This is a genomic window from Caulobacter sp. 05T431, from assembly GCF_056665975.1.
This window is the reverse complement of the sequence record NZ_JBFTKU010000026.1, coordinates 24,051-44,926: the sequence shown is the minus strand read 5'-3', so window position 1 is coordinate 44,926 and position 20,876 is coordinate 24,051. Positions and strand designations below refer to the sequence as shown.

The following is a 20,876-nucleotide window of genomic DNA, read 5'->3' as shown; positions in this document are numbered from 1 at the left end:
CCCATGACCGACGACATCCCCATCCTCTCCGCCCCGCCGCCCGAACACTGGGACGAAGGCTTCGCCCAGGGCCTGGTCGGCAAGACCATGCTGGTGAACCTGACCTTCCTCGACGCCGAGGGCGAGGTGGAGGGGCGCGAGGCCTTCTACGGCGTGGTGATCACCGCTGACGCGGAGGAGGGAATCCTGCTCGACCTGCTGGGTCCGCAGGACGGCGACACCACCACCCTGCCGCCCCAGACCTCGAACATCCGCGCCGCCGAGCCGGGCCTCTATCCGCTGACCGGCGGCGAGAGCGTCGAGAACCCCGATTTCCTGTCCAGCTGGACGATCGCCGGGCCGGAAGAGCCGGCGAACGACGAGGACGCATGAGCGATCAGCCGCGACCGGACTGGGACCCTGCCTTCGCCGACGCGCTGCTCGGCAAGACCGTTCTCGTGGGCCTGACCTATGTGAACGACGCCGACCAGGTGACCCGTCAGGTGCAGATGCACGGCGTGATCGGTCTGGCGGACGCAGAGAGCGGCGTCCGGCTTGACCTCAAAGGCGTGAAGGCGGGCCAGACCTATTGGTTGCCGCCACAGGTCGACAACTTCGAACCAGCCAGCCCCGGCGTCTATCGCCTGCGTGAAACGGGAGAGGAGGTCGTCGATCCCGACTTCATCTCGACCTGGACCATCCACGCGCCGGTGACGGCCAACGACTAGGCCTGGTCGAACGGGAACGGCAGCCGACCGGCCTTGAACAGGATCACCGGGTTCTCGTCATAGTCGCCCAGTTCGACGTCGGCCGAGGCGGCGAAGGCCACGACGCCTTCGCGCAGGGGAGCCAGGCGCTCGGCCTTGCGGCGGGCTTCCTCGGCGTCCTTGCAGCCGACCTGCTGCTCGGCCTTCAGGCCCTTGCCGCGGCCGGCCTTGTAGGCTTGGACGATGTAGACGGTTTCTCGGGCCATCCCCATCCAGGCGACCTGTTCGCGGGCCGGGTCAAGGCGCGATCATGAAATGATCCAAGACTCTGCGCGCCGGTTCAGGAAAACTGATTTCCCGATCCAGCGGGAAGCGGGCAATACCCGACCCGTTCAATCGCCTTTACGGAGCCGTTCATGGTCGCCCGCCGCGCCGTCCTCGTCAGCCTCGCCGTCCTCTCGCTGGCCGCCTGCGGCAAGAAGCCCGCCGCCAGCGCCGGCGACACCCTGACAGTCGCCGCCACGGCCATCCCGCACGCCGAGGTGCTGGAGTTCATCAAGCCCAAGCTGGCGGCCGAAGGGCTGAAGATCGAGGTCAAGGTCTTCAACGACTACGTCCAGCCCAACATCCAGGTCGCCGAGAAGCGCATGGACGTCTCCTATTTCGAGACCCTGCCGTACCTGGAGACCTTCAATCGCGACAAGGGCACCAATCTGGTGCCGGTGATCGGCGTGCACATCGAGCCGATCGGCGCCTATTCGCACCGCTACAAGTCGATCGCCGAGCTGCCCCAGGGCGCCACCGTGGCCATCCCCAACGACGCCTCGACCGAGGACCGCACCCTACGGCTGCTGGCCAAGAACAACGTCATCGGGCTGGACGTCAGCAAGGCCGGGCTGAGCCTCAAGGACATCGCCAGCAACCCCAAGGGCCTGAAGTTCAAGGAACTGGAAGGCGCCACCCTGCCGCGCACCCTGGACCAGGTGGACCTGGCGGTGATCAACACCAACTACGCCCTCGACGCCAAGCTGGACCCGGCCAAGGACGCCCTGCTGATCGAGGACAAGAACAGCCCCTATGTGAACTACCTGGTCGGCCGGCCGGACAACAAGGACGACCCGCGCGTCCAGAAGCTGGCCAAGGCCCTGACCTCGCCCGAAGTGAAGGCCTTCATGGAGCAGAAGTATCACGGCGCGGTGGTGCCGGCGTTCTAGTCGGCCTCGGCCCAGGCAAGCGCGCCGGTGAGCGGGTCGACCCGCACCAGGGCGGCCTGGTCCAGGCCCCCCTGGGGATCGATCACCGACATCATGACCGGCGTCGCCTTCATCACCGCCACCGAGGCGCCGCGTGGCGCGAAGACCGCTTGCTCGGGATAGCGGTCGAACACCAGGGCGTTGAGGCGGCGGATATCCTCCGGGTTGGTGACCTCCGTCGCGTCGGCGGCCATCGACAGCCCGCGAAGATCAGGCCCGTTCCCCACATGCCGTCCGATCGCGATCGAGATCCGGGCGTCGCGCTGAGTGTTGGCCAGCTTTTGGCTGCCGCGGGCGATGGTGAAGTAGAGCGTCAGCCCATCGTGCGCGTACCCGACCATGGTCGCCTGCGGCCAACCGTCCGGGCGCAGGGTGGCCACCGCCATGATCCGATTTTCGGAAAGAATGCTCAGCGCTTCTTCGCCGACCGCGTCGATGGAAGTATCTGTCGGATTCATGGCGTCATCTCCTGCTCCCGCTCGCGTGGCGAGGGCTGTCGCGTCGGATGAACCCAAGGCTCGCGAAGCGAAGGCGCGCAGTAGAACTCGGATGCGGTCGCCGCGAAGACTAGCACAACCGGCGGTTTTTAGCTGGGGAATCGCGCTCCTGCGTCTCTTGCCCTATCCAGCCCTAGCGTGATCTGACATTTCACCATAGATATCAGGACTTGCGATTTCGGAGCGCCGCCTTGCGAATCCTCATGGCCCCTGACGACGCCTCCGCCGGCGGGCCCAGCCGCGACCGCATGCTGGTGCTCGACGTCTGCTCGTCGTCGGGCCTGGAAGACTGGTCGCCCGACCTTCAGAAGGCCAAGGTCTACGAGCGCATCCTGTTGGACCTGATCCTGGGCCGCCTGGCGCCTGGCGCGCGGCTGGACGAGCAGTCGCTGGCGGCGCGCTACGACGCGGGCTTGGCCGGGGTGCGCGACGCCCTGGGCCGCCTGGCCCTGGAAGGCCTGGTGATCCGCCGCGCCCGTTCGGGCACCACCGTGGCGCCGCTGGACCTGGTGGAACTGCGCCAGGGTTACGAGGCCCGGGCCCTGATCGAGCCGCACTGCGCCGGCCTGGCGGCCCGCAACGCCAGCAAGGCCGAGGCCGAGGCGATCCGCGCGGCCTTCGACGACGGCGAGCGGGCGGCCCGCGAGCGCGACCTGCCGTCCCTGGTGGCCATGGACCAGCGCTTCCACGCCGCCGTGGCCCGCGCGGGCGGCAACATGGCCCTGGCCCGCATCCTGATCCCCCTGCAGCACAAGGCCGCCCGCTACTGGGTGTTCTCGTTCGGCGCGGCCACCGAGGCCGAGCTGATCGCCGACGTCGAGCAGCACCGCGCGGTGGCCGACGTGATCGCCAGCGGCGACGTCGAAGGCGCCAAGCTGGCGATGATGCGCGTGCTCAACATCATGCCGGAAGCCACCCGGCCAATGGTCGAAGGCTAGAACCTCCCCACACATCGGCATCGGTTTTCCTGACTCCGGCCTCAATATAATTTCTTCTGAAATGTTACATAACGTTTTGACGAACGTTGCGTAAGGTCCCATTTGCTAGCTTCGCCGCCGCTCCCCCGGCGGGCCTGGAGCTTTCGAGATGCCGATCCGCGCCTATCTGCTCGCTTCCGCCATGGCCCTGGGCGTGTTCACCTCCGGCCAGGCCCTGGCGCGCGACGGGGTCGAGGACGCGCCGCAGAACATCGCTGGGGCCGACGCCGTCGACGCGGTGATCGTCCAGGCCCGCGACAAGGCCGGGCTGTTGGAGAAGCAACCCAGCACCACGGTCTTCGGCCTGGAGAAGCCGCTGCTGGAGACCCCGCGCTCGGCCAGCTTCGTCAGCGACACCACCCTGACCCGCTACGGCATCGAGACCATCGACGGCCTGACCTCAGTGTCGCCGGGGACCTACACCGCCAGCTTCTACGGCGTGCCCGGCGCGCTCAACATCCGCGGCACCCTGGCCGAGAACTACTTCCGAGGCTTCAAGCGGGTCGAGAACCGCGGCACCTATTCCACCCCGATCGGCGGCGCGGCCCAGATCGAGATCGTGCGCGGCCCGCCGGCCCCGATCTACGGCTCGGGCAAGGTCGGCGGCATGTTGAACTTCATCCCCAAGTCGGCACGCGACGAAGGCCGGTTCCTGACCGACCCCAAGGGCGAGATCACCGCGACCGTCGGGGCTTACGACAAGAAGAACCTGACCGGCCAGGTCGCCCTGCCGATCAAGCTGGGCGCGGCCGACGGCGGGGTCTACGCCTATGGCGAGCTGGATGATTCCAAGAGCTTTTACCGTGGGCTCCACCCCAAGCGGCAGCTGGCCGAGGTCTCGGCCGACTTCGACCTGAACAACGGCTGGAGCACGGCCTTCGGCGGCATGGTCTACCACTCGACCGGCGACATCCAGACGCCCGGCTGGAACCGCCTGACCCAGGACCTGATCGACCACCAGACCTACATCACCGGCCGCGACACCAGCCTGGTCGACGCCGACGGCAACGGCCGGATCACGCCGGGCGAGGTGGGGCCGTATCCGTTCGGCAGCGCGCTCTACATCCCGTACTACGGCTTCCCCGCCACCGACGCCAACCACACCCTGGACACCGGCGTGGGGACCACGAAGCTGGACCCGCGCACGGTCTATGTCAGCGCCGCCGACTTCTCCAAGACCCGGACCAACACCCTCTATTTCKACCTGGCCAAGCGGTTCGACGACGACGGCGTGCTGAAGCTGCAGCTGTTCTACGACGACCAGGAGAACAAGCGCTTCGTCAGCTACGGCTACCCGGCCTGGTTCGACAGCCATGTCTGGGAAGCGCGGGCCAGCTACGCGTTCAAGCGCGAGTTCGGGCCGGTCAGCACCGCGACCATCGTCGGGGCCGGCTATCGCGACTTCTTGGGCCGTCGGCGCGAGAGCTTCAACAGCGGCCTGATCGCCATCGACCGCCGCGACCTCTCGGTCGGCGCCCAGCCCAACGACATCATCGACAGCCCGTTCAGCACCGAGCCCGCCGGGGTCCAGGGCCTGGAATGGGAGAACGACAACAAGGGCACGTGGAGCCAGACGGGCCTGTTCTTCACCAGCGACGTCAAGTTCGGCCAGCGCCTGACCCTGACCCTGGGCGGCCGCTACGACTGGTACGACGTGGCGGCGGAGGACACCGGCTTCCTGACCTTCGCCCCCACGGGCCGCCAGACCGACAGCCGGGGGAAGGGGACCTACAGCGCCAGCCTGACCTATCAGACGCCGGTGGGCCTGATGCCCTACATCAGCTACGCCAAGGCCTCGGCGCTCGAGGTCAGCCAGGCCGGCGAGGTCGCCCCAAGCCTGGTCGCCGACGGTTCGTGGCTGTCGGACAGCGACCTGGCCGAGGCCGGCGTGAAGTTCCAGCTGCTGAAGGGGACCCTGGTCGGCTCGCTGGCCGCTTACCGCCAGAACCGCACCCAGCTGTCGGGTCTGACCCCGGTGGTGCAGGGCACGCGGGCCAAGGGCGTGGAGCTGGAGGTCCGCTGGCTGGCGTCCGAGCATCTCAGCTTCACCGCCACGGCCAACGCCCAGCACACCACGGTCAAGGGACCGGACAACTCGTTCCAGTACATCCCGGCCTATACCGCCGGCGTGCCCGGCGCCCAGGGCTATGGCGGCAGCTATGTGGTCTGGACGTTCAGCAGCCTGCCGGGCCGGGCGGGCGACTATGACTACACCCTGATCCCCAAGTCGGTGGTCAGCCTGTACGGCGCCTACACCAGCGACCAGCACGACTGGGGGCAGGCCGGGGCGACCTTGGGCGTCACCCACGTGACCAAGACCTCGGGCCTGGTGCAGGACGCGGTGACCTATCCCGCCTACGCCGTGGTCAACGCCTCGGCCTATGTGACGCGTGGGCCGTACACCGCCGAGCTCAACGTCGATAATCTGTTCGACAAGCTCTATTTCACCCCCGACGCCGACACCTATGCCAATCTCGGGTCCTTGCCCGGCAAGGGGCGGGAATGGCGCGTGACCCTGAAGCGGAGTTTCTAATCGTGATCCTTCTCCCCTTGCGGGAGAAGGTGTCGGCCGAAGGTCGACGGATGAGGGGTCTCTCAAACCTTCATCGCCCCACTCGACCTTACCGCAGCACGCGGCTCAACTGATCTTCAACCCCTCACCCGACCCGCTTCGCGGGCCACCCTCTCCCGCAAGGGGAGAGGGATGAAATGGCGCCCTGAATGACCGACCAATTCTCAACGCGCTTCCGTCCCTGGTTGCTGGTCGCCGCCTTCAGCCTGCTGCTGTTCCTGATCACCGCCGCGACCTATTCCTCGCTGGGCGTGGTGATCCCGGCCATGGTCCCGGAACTGGGCTGGAGCTGGGAGCACGCCTTCCTGGGCTTCACGATCCTGGGCGTCTTCACCGGCCTGTCGTCCTGGCTGCCGGCCATGCTGATCCGCCGGATGGGCGTGCGCGGCGCGATCCTGGTCGGGGTGGCGGTGATGGCGGGCGGGCTGTTCTGCCTGTCGCGGGTCCACGCCCTGCCGATCTATTTCGTCGGGACGGCCCTGTGCGGGATCGGCTTCCAGATGGCAGCCCTGATCCCCGGCACCCACGTGCTGTCGGCGATCTTCAAGGAACGCGCCCTGCCGTTCGGGATCTACTTCACCTTCGGCGCCCTGGGCGGGGTGGCCGGGCCGTGGATGGTGGTCAGCGCGCTGACCGCGACCCACAACGACTGGCGGCTCTACTGGGCCCTGCAGGCCCTGGCCGTCGGCCTGGTCGGCCTGCTGTGCGCTGTGGCGGTGGGCGGGCGGCGCTGGCTGGAACAGGCGGGCGCCGCGCTGGACCGCGAGCTGGACGCCGAGGCCAAGGCCGGCGCCACACCCTCGGGCGTCTATCACACCGACCATGAATGGAGCGTCCGCGACGCGGTGCGCACGCCGCAGTTCTACGTGCTGCTGGCCGCCTATTTCAGCCACCTGCTGGCCGGCATCAGCGCCGCCAGCCTGACCCAGGCCCACCTGACCCAACTGGGTGTGGCCGGGGCGGTGGCGGCGGGCATGCTCAGCCTTGAGGGCGGCATGCAGGTGGTCGCCCGCCTGGGCGGCGGGGCGATCGGCGATCGGGTGGACCCGCGCTGGCTGCTGGTCTTCGCCCAGGGACTTCTGGTGGTCGGCCTGCTGGCCCTGTCGCGGGCCACGACGCCCCTGCTGTTGACGCTGTACGCGGTGGGGGTGGGCGTCGGGTTCGGCCTGACGGTGCTGGCCGTCAGCCTGCTGCTGCTGAACTATTTCGGCCGCCGCAACAATGTCGAGCTGTTCTCCCTGACCTGCCTGATCGGGGCGGTGTCGGCGGCCGGGCCGTTCATCGGCGGCGCGATCCGCGACCGAGTCGGCTCGTTCACGCCCGCCTTCGAGCTGTTCGCGGCCCTGACGGCGGTGGTGTTCCTGGCGGCGCTGTTCATGCGCCCGCCGTCCGCGCCCAGGGCCTAGGGCGCGTCTCCGGCCAGAGAAAAGGCCGCCTCGACGATGTCGAGGCGGCCCGTTCCAGACTTCGTAAGCGCGTGGCTTAGAAGGCCACCTTCAGCGAGGCGGTGACCGTGGCGTGCCAGATCGAGCCGTAGTCGCTCTTGTTGGTGTCCGAGTAGCGGAAGTCGGCGCTGACGTGGTCGTTGATCGCGGCGGTGACGCCGGCGTTCCAGGTCACGTAGCTGGTCGTCTGGCCGCCGAAGTAGTTGTCGGCGTCGACGTCCTGACGGCCGATGGCGCCGCTCAGGGTCAGCTTTTCTTCCAGCGGGATCGAACCGTTCAGCTCGTAGTACAGGGCTTCGCCGCCCTTACCCGGGAATTCCGGCGAGTAGTACACGGCGGCGCCGACGGTGGCCGGACCGGCCGGGACCGAGCCCGCGGCCTTGACTTCGAAGTAGCCGTACTGGCCCGGAGCGCCGTTCTTGTCCTTGCTGTAGCCGTAGTAGATGACGCCGAAGTCCAGCGAGGCCGGGCCGACGGTCGGCTTCACGCCGGCGTAGACGTCGATTTCCTGGTCGGGATTCGGGGTGCCGAAGTCGACGTTCGAGGTCCACACGCCCGCGTAGCCGATGCCGTAGGTGGCGTCGATGCCGCCGAAGACCTGGCCGTTGGTGTTGGTGTTGCTGACGCCGCGGAAGATGTAGTTGCTGGCGACGCCGACGTTGTACGAGAGCTTCAGCTCTTCGGCCATCGCGGCTCCGCCCATGGCGACCGAGGCGGCGGCGGCGACCAGCGCCAGTTTCATGAACTTCATGTGTTCTATCCCCTTATTTCGTTTTGCCGACCGAAGGGTTTGGAGCCTTCGTGGTCCAGCGCGCCTGCAAGCGTGTTTGGGCACAACCGGAATAGTCGTGGTCTACACCCTAGTTGCAATCACGATGGTTAAATCGCCAGCAGAAACGGCGCCTCGAGCACAAGGAATAAGCGAAGTGTGACGATTTTGCTGCAGAAGTGGCGCGAGGCGCCACAGTGTCTAGGGCGTGGTTGTTTGAGCTTTACCTGCGGCCTCAGCGCATCGCCAGGCTGGCGCCGCCCAGGTGCAGGCCCGCGTCCACCAGCAGGGTTTCGCCCGTGACGTGCCGCGAGGCGGGCGAAGCCAGGAACACGGCGGAGCCGGCGATGTCCTCGGCGGTGGAGGCCGCCTTCAGCGGCGTGGCGGCCGCCGCGCCGGCCCGCAGGCGGTCGACGCGCTCGGCGTCCATCGCCTTGCCGAACCAGGGCGTGTCGATGAAGCCCGGGCAGACGGCGTTGACCCGGATCCGCGGCGCCAGCGCCCTGGCCAGGGACAGGGTCATGGTGGTCAGCGCCCCCTTGGAGGCGGCGTAGGGCACCGACGAGCCGTTGCCGACCACCCCGGCGATCGAGGCGGTGTTGACCACGGCCCCGGGCTGGGGCGCGGCTTCCAGCAGGCTGCGGGCGGCGCGGACCATCTGGAAGGCGCCCACCACATTGACCGCGTAGAGGCGCAGGAAGTCCTCGGCGTCGACCGCGTCGAGATCGGCGTGGTTGGGCGCGAACTTGGTGATTCCGGCGTTGTTGAACAGGGCGTCGATGCGGCCCGTGCCGGCGGCGGCCTCGGCGATTCGCCGGCAGTCGGCGTCCTGGGCCACGTCGCCCTGGACCAGGACGGCCTTGGCGCCCTCGGCCTCGACCAGCCGGGCGGTCTCCTCGGCCTCGGCGGCGCTGCTGGCGAAGTTGACGACAACCAGGCCGGCGCCGCGCCGGGCGGTCTCCACCGCCATGGCCCGGCCCAGGCCCGTGGAGGCGCCGGTCACCACCACCGTGAAACCGTCGAAATCCCGTCCGCTCATGGTCGCTTCCTCATCCGAACATCTGTTTTGACCAGTGATAGCGACACCGCGCGCGCTTGTCTCGCGGGGGCGCGGGGCCTAGATGACCGGCCATGACCGAACTTCATGTGACCCAGCTGGGCCAGGTGGTGGAGCCCGCCGCCAGCCCCGACCAGGCCGTCCTCGAGCGGGTGCCCAACCCGCAGAGCGACGTGACCTACCTGGCCCGCTTCGTGGCCCCCGAATTCACCTCGCTGTGCCCGGTGACCGGCCAGCCCGACTTCGCGCACCTGGTGATCGACTACGCGCCGGGCGACTGGCTGATCGAGAGCAAGTCGCTGAAGCTCTATCTGACCAGCTTCCGCAACCACGGCTCGTTCCACGAGGACTGCACGGTCAAGATCGGCCGCAAGATCGTCGAGATCGCCCAGCCGCGCTGGCTGCGCATCGGCGGCTACTGGTACCCGCGCGGCGGCATCCGGGCGCGCCGGGCCGGCCGCGCCCTTCTGGTTTCTAGCGAGGCGTCGCCGGCTGAGCCGGCGGCGTGGGCTGGGCGCTGGTCGAAGGCGGGCCCTGCGGCGTGACGCCCGGACGTACGCCCGGGGCGCCGCCCGGCGTCCGCACCGGCGGGGCCGGGCCGATCAGCTTGCGGAAGCTGATGCGCACCGTCCGGCCGATCGGGTCGCGATAGTCCGGCTGGTACGCCTGGGGCGTGACGCCCAGGCGGTCGTGCACGTCCTGCTTGGTGTCGAACAGGTTCTGGACCTGCATCTGCACCCGCGTGCCGCGCAGCCAGGGATGGGCCCGGATCAGGTCGGGCCGCGAGGTCGGATCGGCGAAGACGTTCAGGCTGAAGGTCGACTGGTCGCTGAAGAACAGGTCCTTCTGCGAGGTGTCGCCGTTCAGGCGATAGCCGCTGCGCCAGCTGCCGTTCAGGAACATGCCCATGCCGCTCTTGAAGACGCCGACCTGCAGCTGGACCTCGTGCTCGGGGCCCGCGCCCGAGCCGCCGTTCAGGCGGTCGATGATCGGCAGGCCGTCGCGGATGGTGATCTCGTCCTTCAGTTTCCAGGTGTGGTAGAGCGAGACCTGGAACTGGCCCTGGCCGGGGCGCGGGCCGTTGCGGAAACCGCCGCCACCGCCGCCGCGGAAGCCGCCACCGCCGCCGCCACCACCGCCCGGGCCCGCGCCGGGCCCATCAGGACCGCCGCCACCACTGCCGCCGCCGCCCGGAGGCGGACCGCCMCCGCCGCCGAACTGGAAGCCCGGCCCCCCCGCACGCGGCTTGCCGAACGCCCGCGACAGGTTGAAGCCCCAACGGATCTGCTCCTGCTCGGTCTTGGCGTAGTTCACCGGCCGGGCGTCGACCGAGACCAGATTGCCGTCGGCGTCGCGCACGATGCGGTCGGGGAAGGCCTGCTCGATGTCGGGGGTGATGGCCGGGAAGTTGTTGGTCGAGTCGTCGATCCGCGTGACCGTGTAGTTGGCGCTGATCTGCAGGTTGGTCTTGGCGTCCTTGGGCAGCGGACGCAGGTTGACGCCCAGCTTCATGACCTGGCGGCTGTCGGACAGCAGGTTCGGATTGCCGCCCTCGATGCGCGTCGCCAGGACCGTGCGGTTGTTCCTGAAGTCGAAGATCGAGACGTTGGGCGTCGCCAGGATCGGGTCGTTCAGCTGCGAGGCGGTCGKGGCGCCCTCTTCGTCGGTGTAGCCGACGATGACGGTCAGGGGATCGATCGGCGTCCAGTTGAAGCCGCCGCCAAGGGTGGTCAGGCCGCCGAAGTCCGACAGCTGGTTGTATTCGCCGTTGAAGTTCAGCGACAGGTCGCCCAGCAGCGGCAGCACGCCCTTGGCCCGGTTGGTGATCGGCACCGAGATGTTGGTCTGCAGGCTGCCGGTGGTTCGCGAGATGTCGCGGTCCGCGATCAGGGTCTTGTGCTCCACCGCATCGTAGCGGGTGGTGCGCGAGTCCTGGGTCTGGGTGTCGGCGCCGACCTTGAACGTCGCCGACACGTCGCCCGCCGCGGCCCGCACCGGACGGCCCATCAGCACGAACTCGCCGTTGGCCGTGTTCGAGGTCGAGTGGGCGGTGTCCGGCGAAAGCCTGGGGATCAGGTTCGAGGGGATGTTGCCGAACGGATTGACCGCCGGGTCGTCGGCGGCGATCGCGGCCACGAACGCCGAAGCGTCCAGGCCCCGGCCGGTCGTGGTGTCGCTGACCGAGCGGACGAAGCCGCCGGTGGCGCTCCAGCGCCAGTCGTCGAGCCGGCCGTTGGCGGCCGCGGAGATCGTCGCCTTCTGGCTGTCGACCTTGCGCTGCATCGACACATAGTCGTCGGCGTAGCGATAGAGTTCGACGTCCTGGCTGAACGGCGAATACGGGTTGCCGGTCGGGATGACCGGCACCTGGTCCTGGGCCTGGATCTTGCCGGGATCGCGCACGGTGGGCAGGCCCAGATAGCTGAGCGTGCTGGTGTCCTCGAAGGAACCGCTGATCGTGGCCATCGACGCCTTGCCCACGGGGCGGGTCACCGCGCCGGTCAGCGAGGCGGCGGTGGTCTTGGGGGCCAGGCTGCGCCAGGCGGTCAGGTCGTCGGTGGCCGGAATGGTGGAGAAGTCGCTCAGGGCGGGCCGCCCGCCGGCCGCCGAGGTCGGCACGGCCGCGGCGCGGACATCGCGGCCGGCCAGGGCCGACAGGTCGGCGATCGGCGCGCCGTCGACGCCCGTGATGTTGCCGGTGAGGTCGTAGGGCGCGTTCCCGGGCGTGCGCACGATGTCGCGCTCGTCCTCGAACAGCGGCGTGTCGTGGCTGATCTTGCCGTTGAACAGCCAGCGCTGGTCGCCCTGGACGCGGAACAGGGTGCTCTGCAGGTCGCTGCTGGTGCGCCCGCCCTCGGTGGCGCCCTTCAGGCCGACCTCGTTGGTGACGGCGCGGAAGCGGCGGCGCAGGACGATGTTCACCACCCGCTGGTCAGCGCGGTAGCCGTAGGTCAGCGACACTTCCTCGGGCAGGATCTCGAAGCGCTCGATGGCCTCGGGCGGGATGTCGCGGATCTCCTGCATGCCCGAGATGCGGCGGCCGTTGATCAGCATGATCGGCTGGCCGTCGCCGCGGGTGCTGCGCAACTGCGGCTCCAGGAAGGCCATCAGCTCCGAGATGCTGCCGGCGCCGTAGGCGCGGATCTGGCCGGGGTTCAGCGTGATCTCGGGCTTGATGTCGCCCTCCACCGAGCCGCGCGGCTTGCCGGCGACCACCTCGACCGCGTCGACCTCGGAGGCGTACGGATCGGCCTGGGCCGCCTGCTGCGGCGTCTGCTGGACCTGGGCGGCCGGTTCCTGCTGCGCGGGCGCGGCTTCAGGCGCGCCTTCGAGCGCGGCGGACATGCCGAGAATTAGGAGAGAGAGCGTCATAAACCCCGTCGGCCGAAAAGTTTTGGTCGGCGTGTAAGTACGCAGACGTCGTCGAGCTGGGCCTTATGCAACTCAAGGCCAACTGACAAGTTACCGATGCTTAAGGTCGAATTGATGCAAGACTGTTACATAAAATGTCGCAGCTGATGCACTGGGAACCTTGCGGTTCGCAAGTCCCACGGCATGGGACTAGAGACTAGTCGGACGGCCGTTCTGCGCTTTTAGTGGTCATTTCGCGCATGAGCGGCCTTCATGAAGGCGCCCGACCGATGCCGAAACGCAACAGGGGCGACCTGGAGGAGGCCTCAGTCGGCGGACCATTCGCTGGTGATCGCCGCCACGTCGGGCCGAACGCGCTCCTGCGGGGATTCGGTCGAGGTCCCCAGATAGAGGAAGCCGGACACCAACTCGTCCTCGGCCAGGCCCAGGACGGCCTTGGCGCGCGGGTCGTAGGAATACCAGTCGGTGATCCAGTTGGCGCCCCAGCCCATGGCGGCGGCGGCCAGCAGCATCTGCTGGCAGACGGCCGAGGCGCTCTGGCGTTGCTCCCACTCGGGAATCTCGCCGGGGATGAAGCGCGAGATCACGGCGACGCAGACCGGCGGCCGCGTCAGCTTGCGCAGGGCGGCGTTGGCCTTGACCGGATTGGCCTGGCTGTCGGCCAGGGCGGTGATCTTCTCGGCGAAGGCGTCCTTCGCCGCGCCGCGCAGGATTACGAACCGCCAGGGGGCCAGCTTGCCGTGGTCGGGCACGCGGGCCGCCAGGCGCAGCAGGTCGGTCAGCTGGGCGTCGTCGGGACCCGGCGCCGCCAGGCTCATGGCCGAGGCCGAGCGCCGCTTGGCCAGGAAGTCCAGCACCGCCTGCGACGGCTCGATCGGCAGCACTTCACCGAATTGCGGGGCAGGGGGAACGGAACCGGTCAAGACGACCTCCAGAAACCGAGATAAGGCAGCACACCTATGGCCGGTCCTCGGCCGCCACAAGTCGCGAGTCGTTCGCATGACCGATAAACCCACCTGGCTCAAAGCGCACGGAACGCCGTGGCGCGTCACCAGCGAAACGATCGCCTACGACAATCCCTGGATCACCCTGACCGAGTACCAGACGATCGCCCCCACCGGCCGGCCGGCCCTCTACGGCAAGGTCGGGTTCAAGAACCGGGCGATCGGGATCGTGSCGCTGCACGCCGACGGCACGGTGACCCTGGTGGGCCAGCACCGGTTCCCGCACGGCAACTACAGCTGGGAGATCCCCGAGGGCGGCGCGCCGCTGGACGAGGACCCRCTGGACGGCGCCAGGCGCGAACTGGCCGAGGAGGTCGGGCTGGAGGCCGCCGACTGGCGCCTGATCCTGACGATGGAGCTTTCGAACTCGATCACCGATGAGCTGTGCCACGGCTATCTGGCCCTGGACCTGACGCCCACGGGAACCGCGCCGGACGAGACAGAGGACCTGGCGACGGTCCGCGTCCCGTTCGGCGAGGCCCTGGACGCGGCGGTGTCGGGCCACATGCCGGACTCCTTGACGGTGGCTTTACTGCTTCGCGTGCACCATATGGCGGTGAAGGGCGAGCTTCCGGAGGGCCTGGCGCGACTTGTGCTGGCCTAGGCGCGTTCCTAAATGGCGAACGGTTCGACGGCTTGACCGTTGAATCCAAAGGACGTGTGGAGCATTTCTCAAAAAGATGCTCTATGGCGGCGTGGGCGAGGGAGAACCCGGTGGCCAAGCATCTCGAGGTCGTGACGCAGGAAACGACGCCGCCCGTGTGGGCCGCGCTGCGCAACCAGGCCGAACACGCCGCCAAGGCCGAGCCGGCCCTGGCCTCGCTGCTGAACGCCGTGATCCTCAGCCATGACAACCTGGCCGACGCCCTGACCTTCCAGCTGGCGCGCAAGCTGGGCGACCAGGAGATGCGGGCCATGACCGCCCGCGAGTTCGCCGCCGACGCCTTCGAGAGCGATCCGTCGCTGGTGGCCGCCGCCGAGGCCGACCTGGTGGCGGTGTTCGAGCGCGACCCGGCAACCAAGGGCTACGTCCAGCCGTTCCTGTTCTTCAAGGGCTTCCTGGCCCTGCAGACCCATCGCGTGTCGCACTGGCTGTGGAGCCAGGGCCGCGAGACCCTGGCCTTCTACCTGCAGAGCCGGGCCAGCGAGGTCTTCCAGGTCGACATCAATCCCGCCGCCCGCATCGGCAAGGGCGTGTTCATCGACCACGGCACCGGCATCGTCATCGGCGAGACCGCGGTGGTCGGCGACGACGTCTCGATGCTGCACGGCGTGACCCTGGGCGGCACCGGCGCCGAGCGCGGCGACCGCCACCCCAAGATCGGTCGCGGCGTGCTGCTGGGCGCGGGCTCGAAGGTGCTGGGCAATATCCAGATCGGCGAATACGCCAAGATCGCCTCGGGCTCGGTGGTGCTCAAGCCCGTGCCGCCGCATTGCACGGCCGCCGGCGTCCCCGCCCGGATCGTCAATTGTCCCACCTGCGAAGAGCCGGCCCGGACGATGGACCATACGTTGGCCGAGGTGGTCTACGACTACGTGATCTGAGCCACCCCATTCCGCTCATCCCGGCGAATGCCGGGATCCAGATCCCATGGCGGTGTGGCTGACTGGATAAGCTCATCGCTCATGGCGTCAGCCTCATGGCCATTCCATCTGGGTCCCGGCATTCGCCGGGATGAGCKGATTTAGAGGCCGCGCTTCACCAACTCCGCCTGCACCAGGGCGTGGATGTCGATCCCGTAGATCGTCAGGCCCTCGATATTGGCGTCCTCGATGGCGACGCCGCTCATGTTGACGTTGGTGAACCGCGCGCCCCGCAGGTTCACGTTCGAGAACAGCGCGCCCGCGAGGTTGACGTCGTCGAACGTCGCGCCGGGCAGGGCGCAATCGTGGAAGGCCACGCCCGTCAGGTTCCGGCGCTCGAAGCGCGCGCGGGCCAGTTCAGCGCCGCCGATCGGCTGGCCCACGTCGATCCGGTTGCCGTCGGGATCAGCGAACACGAAGGCCCGCAGGCCGTAGTCCTTGTCGGCCAGGGACTTGATGATCCGCACGCCTGCCGCCACGCAGATCGCGTGCAGGGCGTCGACGTCGTCGACGATCAGGTGGGCCACGTTGGTGGTCGAGGCCTTGTGGTCCTTGACCAGGCTGAGGTGCAGCTCGGCCCGATCCTTCTCCAGGATCACGAAGCCGACGGGATCGCCGTTCTCGAACACCTTCGCAAAGCCCAGGACGTCGCCATAGAAGGCGAGGGCTTTTCCGATGTCGCGAACGAAGATTCCCGGCGCGGTGCGGCCGAAGGTGATGTCAGAAATGGATTTGGAGGTCATCGCACACAGTCTCCCGAAGCGAGCAGGGGCGGCGGTGCGCATGCTCAGGTGCGGAGCGGTGTCCGAAGCCGGAATCTGCCACAGGGCAAGGAAGGGGCCAAGATTGAATCCCTCTCTCAAAGAGAGAGGGGAATAGTGACTAGTACACGACCCCGCCGACGCCGCCGTCCAGGCTGAGGCTCATGCCCGAGCTCTGCTGCTCGCGCACCGTCTCCTCGCGTTCGGCGGTGTACTTCTCGGTGTAGAGCATGGTCAGGATCTTCACGCCGGCGCCGTAGCGGCGCAGCAGCGAGCGCTCGTTGCAGTCGCGGGCCGGCTTCTGCGGCCGGCAGGCCACCGAACCGCCCTGGGCGCCCGGCGAGAAGTACAGGGCGTCGTTCTTGCCGCAGACATAGGTCTCGCCGCTGAAGTTGCTGCGCTCCAGGCCCTCATAGGCGCCGACCACGTACTGCATGCGCGACCCGGCGATGCAGCGATAGAGCTCGCCCTCGTAGCCGTTGTCGATCTCGCGGTCGGGGGTGACCTGCGAGGCGGGGTGGGGCACGTCGCGGTCGTCCAGGCAGACGGCGCGGATGACCACGCGCTTGTAGCGGGTGCGGGTGGCCTCGTAGGACGCGCGGCGGCGCACTTCGCCGCCCTCGACGTTCAGGCCCTGGATGTAGCCGGTCGAGACCGGGCCGGAATAGTAGCCGCCGTGCGTGCCGCCGCCGTAGTAGACGGTCGAGCCCGCCGAGGCGCCGGCGCCCGCTCCGGCCCCGGCTCCGGCCACGGCCGTGCTGGTCGCCGAGGCGTTGGCGTTGACGACGACCGAGCCGCCGACGTGGATGTTGATACCGGGGACGTAGACGTTGTGGCCGCCGCCGCAGGTGTTGCAGCTGGGCGGGGTCGGCGGACGCGGCGGCGCCGGCGGCGGGCTGCAGCAGGGCGGCGGCGTGGGCGTGCAGCTGCCGCACTGGGCGTAGGCGACCCCGCCCAGCACCAGCACGCCCACGAAGGCGGCCAGGCTGATCCACAGCTTGGACAAGGTCATTTTCGGCGCCTGCATCGGCCTTTTCCCTTCACAACACCTCGACGTGCCGCGTGGCGCAAAGCCAAGCAAGAACCACGCCATGCCCGCCGTCCGACCGGGGAACTGTCCCAGGACGGCACGGTCCGAGGGCTGGCACGGTTCTCCTTGCAAGCCCGGTGCGGTCGAAAAGGGGACCGCGAGTGAGCCCGCGAGGGGAACGACGATGTTCCATCCAAGCACGGAACGATTGATAGACTATTGGCGTAGCAGGGCCGTTAACGACGGCGTGCCCGCGCGGGCCAGCGTCAATCCCGGCGATTTCCTCGATCTGCTGCCCCAGGTGTTCATCCTGGGGCGCGACGCCAAGGGCCGCTATCCGGTGCGGCTGGCGGGCGGCTTCGTCACCGATCTGCACGCCCGCGACCTGCGCGGCGAGGACGCCCTGGGCTTCTGGGCGCTGTCCCATCGGCTGGAGGTCAAGTCGGCCCTGGAGGTCGCGCGCCGCCGCGGCGAGCCTATGGTGATCACCGCCGACATCCGCTCGGTCGGGGCGCCGTCGGTGGGCATGGAGGTGTTGCTGGCCCCGATGGTCGGGGCCGACGGCCAGACCGACCGCTTCCTGGGCCTCTACCAGCCCATCGCCATGATCCAGCGCCTGATGGGCCGTCCGGCGTCGGAGCTGGGCGTCCGCAAGATCCAGAGCCTGGGCCCGGCCAACGAGGAGTCGCCGCGCCTGCGCCTGGCGACCCTGCACGGACGCCGGATCGCCTAGGAAAGACATCACGAGCTTTTCCGTGCCGGGGGGGACGGAAAGGACGGCGTGTCGGGGGGACGCGCCGGTGATGGGAAGGGGCGCCGCACGGCGACCCCTTCCCATTGGGTTTTTCAAAATATCCGCTCATCCCGGCGAATGCCGGGACCCAGATGGAATGGCTTTGAGGCTGACGCCAAAAGCGCTGAGCCCTTCCAATCATCCACACCGCTAAGGGATCTGGGTCCCGGCATTCGCCGGGATGAGCGGAATGATGATTGAGTTGAAGCGGAGCTCTAGCGCGCGGCGTTCAGGCTCTCCATCACCTCGGCCGGCAGTTTCAGCCGCGCCGCCCCCATCAGTTCGTCCAGCTGCGCCACGCTGGTGGCGCTGGCGATCGGGGCGGTGATCGCCGGACGGGCCATGATCCAGGCCAGGGCCACCTGGGCGGGAGAGGCCGACACCGCCTTGGCCGCCGCGTCCAGCGCCGCCAGGACCCGCTTGCCCTTGTCGTTCCAGTAGTCGCGCAGGATGGTCCGCGCGCGGGCCTTGCCCTCCAGGTCGGCGTCGGTGCGGTACTTGCCGGTCAGGAAGCCGGCGGCCAGGCCGTAATAGGGGATGATCCCCAGGCCCTCGCGCGCCGTCAGGGCCGCCAGCTCGCCCTCGACCTGGTCGCGGTCGAAGAGGTTGAACTTGGGCTGGATGGTCTCGTAGCGCGCCAAGCCCTGGGCGGCGCTGGTCGCCAGGCTCTCGCCCAGCCGCGCCGGGGTGAAGTTCGACGCGCCGACCGCCCGGGCCTTGCCGGCCTTCACCAGCCGATCGAAGGCCTCCAGCGTCTCGTCGATGGGGGTGTCGGCGTCGTCCTGGTGGGCCTGGTAGAGGTCGATATAGTCGGTCTGCAGGCGCTTGAGCGAGCCTTCGACAGCCGAGACGATGTTGGCCGCCGACAGGCCCGGCTGGGCCGGCCACATGGCCACCTTGGTCAGGACCAGCACCTTGCCGCGCTTGCCGCCGGCCTTCAGCCAGCGGCCGATCACGCTCTCGGACTCGCCGCCCGTATGGCCCGGGACCCAGGCCGAATAGACGTCGGCGGTGTCGACCGCGTTGAAGCCGCCGTCGACGAAGGCGTCGAGCAACCGAAACGAGGTCGCCTCGTCGGCCGTCCAGCCGAACACGTTGCCGCCGAACACCAGCGGCGCGGTGGCCAGGCCCGAGCGGCCCAAGGGACGTTGGTTCATGGGGAGCCTCTCAAGTGGGGGCGGGGACACGCGCATGCGCGTGTCCCCAATCGTAGCACGACCCTAGGCCGCCGCCGCCCGGCCGTCCTCGAACACCGGCGCGTCGATCGGGGCCAGGGTCGCCTTGCCCCGGATCAGGTCCGAGGCGCGCTCGGCGATCATGATGGTCGGGGCGTTGGTGTTGCCGCCGATCAGGGTGGGCATGACCGAGGCGTCGATCACCCGCAGGCCCGAAAGCCCCTGCACGCGCAGTTGGTCGTCGACGACCGCCAGCGGGTCGCCGGCCGCGCCCATCMGGCAGGTGCCCACCGGGTGGTAGATGGTCTCGGCMTTGGCCCGCACCCAGGCGTCGATCTGGTCGTCGGTCTTCACCTCGGCGCCCGGCGCGTACTCGGCCTCGCGATAGGGATCGAAGGCGGCCTGAGCCACCACGTCGCGGGCGATGCGGACGCCTTCGCGGATGGCGCGTCGGTCCTCCTCGGTCGCCAGGTAGTTGGCCAGGATGGTCGGGTCGTCGAACGGATCGGCCGAGCGCAGACCGACCTTGCCGCGGCTCTCGGGGCGTAGCTGGCAGACGTGCAGGGTGAAGCCGTCCTTCTCGACCTGGACCTTGCCGTGGTCCTGCATGATGGCCAGCACGCCGTGGATCTGCAGGTCGGGGCGATCGAGGTCGGGGCGCGACTTCAGGAACGCGCCGCTCTCCAGGAACTGCTGGCGGCCCAGCCCCTTGCCCAGCAGCATGTAGGACAGGCCCGTGCTCAGCTTCTTCAGGCCCTTGTTGGCCGAATAGGCGGTCTCCAGGTTCTTGGTCGTCCACGACAGGCAGACGTCCAGGTGGTCCTGCAGGTTGGCGCCGACGCCCTTGCTCTCATGGACGACCGCGACCCCCTGGGCCTTCAGGTCGTCCGGAGCGCCGATGCCCGACAGCTGCAGGATGTGCGGCGACTGCACGGCGCCGGCGCTGAGCAGCACCTCGGCGTCGGCGTGGGCCACGAGGCGTTCGGGGCTGGCCCCGACCACGTACTCGACCCCGATCGCCTTGCCCTTCTCGACCAGGATGCGGGTCGTCCGCGCCTCGGTCACGCAGGTCAGGTTCGGCCGGGTCAGGGCCGCCGTCAGATAGGCCGCCGCCGCGCTCCAGCGCTTGCCGTCGCGGATGGTCAGGTCGTAGGGGCCGAAGCCCTCCTGGCGATAGCCGTTGAAGTCCTCGGTCACCGCATGGCCCGCCTGGCGTCCGGCCTCGATCAGGGTCGGATAGAACGGGCTCTTGGACTCGCCGTGCGAGACGTGCAGCGGACCCGCGTCGCCGTGATAGGCGTCACCGCCGCCGTGATGGCTCTCCGAGCGCTTGAAGTAGGGCAGGACCTCGGCGTACGACCAGCCCGCCAGCCCCATCTGCCGCCACTGGTCGTAATCGCGCGCGTGGCCGCGGATGTAGATCATGCCGTTGATCGCCGAGCTGCCGCCCAGGCCCTTGCCGCGCGGCCACCACAGCTTGCGATCGTTCAGGTGCGGCTCGGCCTCGGTCCAGAAGCCCCAGTTCTGGTCGCCCTTGGCCTTGATMAGCTCGCCCACCCCGGCGGGCATCTTGACCAGGATCGAGGTGTTCTTGCCGCCGGCTTCCAGCAGCAGGACCTTGACGTTCGGGTCCTCGGTCAGCCGCGCGGCCAGGACGCAACCGGCCGAACCGGCGCCGATGATGACGTAGTCGTAGCGCGTGCTGGCCATGGCCCGACGTCGCCTCCCTGGAATGTTATCGTTGTTAAGACAGAGAGTGACGCGGGTTTGCGCGGGGGGCAAGGGGGACGCGGCGGAAGGCGGCCGGGCGGTGATCGGGCGGCTTTGACAGCGCGACCGCCTGAGGTCATTGTCTCAATTATAGGAATTGTATTCCAAATAATGGGATGAAACGAATGAAC

19 protein-coding genes and 1 pseudogene are annotated in these 20,876 nt (G+C 68.5%); 10 read left to right on the top strand and 10 right to left on the bottom strand.

All coding sequences use genetic code 11. The features are described from left to right. The first annotated feature begins 3 nt into the window (after positions 1-3). Together AC1U89_RS20770 and AC1U89_RS20765 are read left to right on the top strand one after the other, a co-directional pair. Positions 4-372, top strand: coding sequence for a hypothetical protein (locus tag AC1U89_RS20770; protein WP_479901538.1), 369 nt, complete (start codon positions 4-6; stop codon positions 370-372). Next, a complete protein-coding gene (locus AC1U89_RS20765; protein ID WP_479901537.1) occupies positions 369-707 on the top strand; it encodes a hypothetical protein in 339 nt (112 codons plus the stop codon). Before AC1U89_RS20770 ends, AC1U89_RS20765 begins: the two co-directional genes overlap by 4 nt. Here AC1U89_RS20765 and AC1U89_RS20760 read toward each other — a convergent pair. Continuing rightward, entirely contained in the window at positions 704-952 is a 249-nt protein-coding gene (locus AC1U89_RS20760) for a hypothetical protein (RefSeq protein ID WP_029907406.1), read from the bottom strand. The genes AC1U89_RS20765 and AC1U89_RS20760 overlap by 4 nt on opposite strands. A gap of 150 nt (positions 953-1,102) precedes the next feature. Here AC1U89_RS20760 and AC1U89_RS20755 point away from each other — a divergent pair, with 150 nt between their 5' ends. After that, the gene (locus AC1U89_RS20755) at positions 1,103-1,900 is read left to right on the top strand and encodes a MetQ/NlpA family ABC transporter substrate-binding protein (protein WP_479901536.1); all 798 of its coding nucleotides are present in this window, start codon (positions 1,103-1,105) and stop codon (positions 1,898-1,900) included. Here the strand turns inward: AC1U89_RS20755 and AC1U89_RS20750 are convergent. Beyond that, the gene (locus AC1U89_RS20750) at positions 1,897-2,397 is read right to left on the bottom strand and encodes a pyridoxamine 5'-phosphate oxidase family protein (RefSeq protein WP_479901535.1); all 501 of its coding nucleotides are present in this window, start codon (positions 2,395-2,397) and stop codon (positions 1,897-1,899) included. The genes AC1U89_RS20755 and AC1U89_RS20750 overlap by 4 nt on opposite strands. Before the next feature lie 242 nt (positions 2,398-2,639). Between AC1U89_RS20750 and AC1U89_RS20745 the strand changes: the two genes are divergently transcribed. From AC1U89_RS20745 to AC1U89_RS20735, 3 genes are all read left to right on the top strand, one after another. Beyond that, entirely contained in the window at positions 2,640-3,374 is a 735-nt protein-coding gene (locus AC1U89_RS20745; RefSeq protein ID WP_479901534.1) for a GntR family transcriptional regulator, read from the top strand. Positions 3,375-3,522: 148 nt separating this feature from the next. Beyond that, positions 3,523-5,946 (top strand): TonB-dependent siderophore receptor, encoded by a 2,424-nt coding sequence (locus tag AC1U89_RS20740; RefSeq protein ID WP_479901533.1) that lies wholly within the window; start codon positions 3,523-3,525, stop codon positions 5,944-5,946. Between the two features lie 188 nt (positions 5,947-6,134). Further along, the gene (locus tag AC1U89_RS20735) at positions 6,135-7,391 is read left to right on the top strand and encodes an MFS transporter (RefSeq protein WP_479901532.1); all 1,257 of its coding nucleotides are present in this window, start codon (positions 6,135-6,137) and stop codon (positions 7,389-7,391) included. 76 nt (positions 7,392-7,467) lie between these two features. Here the strand turns inward: AC1U89_RS20735 and AC1U89_RS20730 are convergent, their stop codons facing one another. Both AC1U89_RS20730 and AC1U89_RS20725 read right to left on the bottom strand, forming a co-directional pair. Beyond that, on the bottom strand, positions 7,468-8,181 hold the full coding sequence (locus tag AC1U89_RS20730; RefSeq protein WP_479901531.1) for a TorF family putative porin: 714 nt from the start codon (positions 8,179-8,181) through the stop codon (positions 7,468-7,470). Positions 8,182-8,434: 253 nt separating this feature from the next. After that, the gene (locus AC1U89_RS20725; RefSeq protein ID WP_479901530.1) at positions 8,435-9,238 is read right to left on the bottom strand and encodes an SDR family NAD(P)-dependent oxidoreductase; all 804 of its coding nucleotides are present in this window, start codon (positions 9,236-9,238) and stop codon (positions 8,435-8,437) included. Positions 9,239-9,330: 92 nt separating this feature from the next. Between AC1U89_RS20725 and queF the strand changes: the two are divergent. Beyond that, a pseudogene (gene queF, locus AC1U89_RS20720) lies at positions 9,331-9,696 on the top strand (preQ(1) synthase); the annotation flags it as partial. A gap of 34 nt (positions 9,697-9,730) precedes the next feature. Here queF and AC1U89_RS20715 read toward each other — a convergent pair. Together AC1U89_RS20715 and AC1U89_RS20710 are read right to left on the bottom strand one after the other, a co-directional pair. Then, complete coding sequence (locus AC1U89_RS20715; RefSeq protein ID WP_479901529.1) at positions 9,731-12,601, bottom strand: TonB-dependent receptor; 2,871 nt, start codon at positions 12,599-12,601, stop codon at positions 9,731-9,733. 332 nt (positions 12,602-12,933) lie between these two features. Next, the gene (locus AC1U89_RS20710) at positions 12,934-13,551 is read right to left on the bottom strand and encodes a nitroreductase family protein (protein ID WP_479901528.1); all 618 of its coding nucleotides are present in this window, start codon (positions 13,549-13,551) and stop codon (positions 12,934-12,936) included. Between the two features lie 76 nt (positions 13,552-13,627). On the opposite strand from AC1U89_RS20710, the gene AC1U89_RS20705 reads away from it, so the two are divergent. Together AC1U89_RS20705 and cysE are read left to right on the top strand one after the other, a co-directional pair. Next, positions 13,628-14,236 (top strand): NUDIX domain-containing protein, encoded by a 609-nt coding sequence (locus tag AC1U89_RS20705; RefSeq protein ID WP_479901527.1) that lies wholly within the window; start codon positions 13,628-13,630, stop codon positions 14,234-14,236. 110 nt (positions 14,237-14,346) lie between these two features. Further along, the gene (cysE, locus tag AC1U89_RS20700) at positions 14,347-15,177 is read left to right on the top strand and encodes a serine O-acetyltransferase (protein ID WP_479901526.1); all 831 of its coding nucleotides are present in this window, start codon (positions 14,347-14,349) and stop codon (positions 15,175-15,177) included. A 140-nt stretch (positions 15,178-15,317) separates the two neighbouring features. Here the strand turns inward: cysE and AC1U89_RS20695 are convergent, their stop codons facing one another. Together AC1U89_RS20695 and AC1U89_RS20690 are read right to left on the bottom strand one after the other, a co-directional pair. Beyond that, positions 15,318-15,959, bottom strand: a complete 642-nt coding sequence (locus AC1U89_RS20695; RefSeq protein WP_479901525.1) for a glyoxalase superfamily protein — start codon at positions 15,957-15,959, stop codon at positions 15,318-15,320. A gap of 139 nt (positions 15,960-16,098) precedes the next feature. After that, positions 16,099-17,004, bottom strand: coding sequence for a hypothetical protein (locus tag AC1U89_RS20690; RefSeq protein WP_479901524.1), 906 nt, complete (start codon positions 17,002-17,004; stop codon positions 16,099-16,101). Positions 17,005-17,191: 187 nt separating this feature from the next. On the opposite strand from AC1U89_RS20690, the gene AC1U89_RS20685 reads away from it, so the two are divergent. Further along, positions 17,192-17,740, top strand: a complete 549-nt coding sequence (locus tag AC1U89_RS20685; RefSeq protein ID WP_479901523.1) for a PAS domain-containing protein — start codon at positions 17,192-17,194, stop codon at positions 17,738-17,740. 275 nt (positions 17,741-18,015) lie between these two features. On the opposite strand, the gene AC1U89_RS20680 is transcribed toward AC1U89_RS20685, so the two are convergent. Next, the gene (locus AC1U89_RS20680; protein WP_479901522.1) at positions 18,016-18,957 is read right to left on the bottom strand and encodes an aldo/keto reductase; all 942 of its coding nucleotides are present in this window, start codon (positions 18,955-18,957) and stop codon (positions 18,016-18,018) included. A 63-nt stretch (positions 18,958-19,020) separates the two neighbouring features. Next, complete coding sequence (locus AC1U89_RS20675) at positions 19,021-20,685, bottom strand: choline dehydrogenase (RefSeq protein ID WP_479901521.1); 1,665 nt, start codon at positions 20,683-20,685, stop codon at positions 19,021-19,023. Positions 20,686-20,876 lie beyond the last annotated feature (191 nt).

Coding starts and splice junctions, on each gene's coding strand:
- AC1U89_RS20770 (WP_479901538.1), top strand. CDS start 4: ATGACCGACGACATCCCCATCCTCTCCGCCCCGCCGCCCGAACACTGG.
- AC1U89_RS20765 (WP_479901537.1), top strand. CDS start 369: ATGAGCGATCAGCCGCGACCGGACTGGGACCCTGCCTTCGCCGACGCG.
- AC1U89_RS20760 (WP_029907406.1), bottom strand. CDS start 952: ATGGCCCGAGAAACCGTCTACATCGTCCAAGCCTACAAGGCCGGCCGC.
- AC1U89_RS20755 (WP_479901536.1), top strand. CDS start 1,103: ATGGTCGCCCGCCGCGCCGTCCTCGTCAGCCTCGCCGTCCTCTCGCTG.
- AC1U89_RS20750 (WP_479901535.1), bottom strand. CDS start 2,397: ATGAATCCGACAGATACTTCCATCGACGCGGTCGGCGAAGAAGCGCTG.
- AC1U89_RS20745 (WP_479901534.1), top strand. CDS start 2,640: ATGGCCCCTGACGACGCCTCCGCCGGCGGGCCCAGCCGCGACCGCATG.
- AC1U89_RS20735 (WP_479901532.1), top strand. CDS start 6,135: ATGACCGACCAATTCTCAACGCGCTTCCGTCCCTGGTTGCTGGTCGCC.
- AC1U89_RS20730 (WP_479901531.1), bottom strand. CDS start 8,181: ATGAAGTTCATGAAACTGGCGCTGGTCGCCGCCGCCGCCTCGGTCGCC.
- AC1U89_RS20725 (WP_479901530.1), bottom strand. CDS start 9,238: ATGAGCGGACGGGATTTCGACGGTTTCACGGTGGTGGTGACCGGCGCC.
- AC1U89_RS20695 (WP_479901525.1), bottom strand. CDS start 15,959: ATGACCTCCAAATCCATTTCTGACATCACCTTCGGCCGCACCGCGCCG.
- AC1U89_RS20690 (WP_479901524.1), bottom strand. CDS start 17,004: ATGCAGGCGCCGAAAATGACCTTGTCCAAGCTGTGGATCAGCCTGGCC.
- AC1U89_RS20685 (WP_479901523.1), top strand. CDS start 17,192: ATGTTCCATCCAAGCACGGAACGATTGATAGACTATTGGCGTAGCAGG.
- AC1U89_RS20680 (WP_479901522.1), bottom strand. CDS start 18,957: ATGAACCAACGTCCCTTGGGCCGCTCGGGCCTGGCCACCGCGCCGCTG.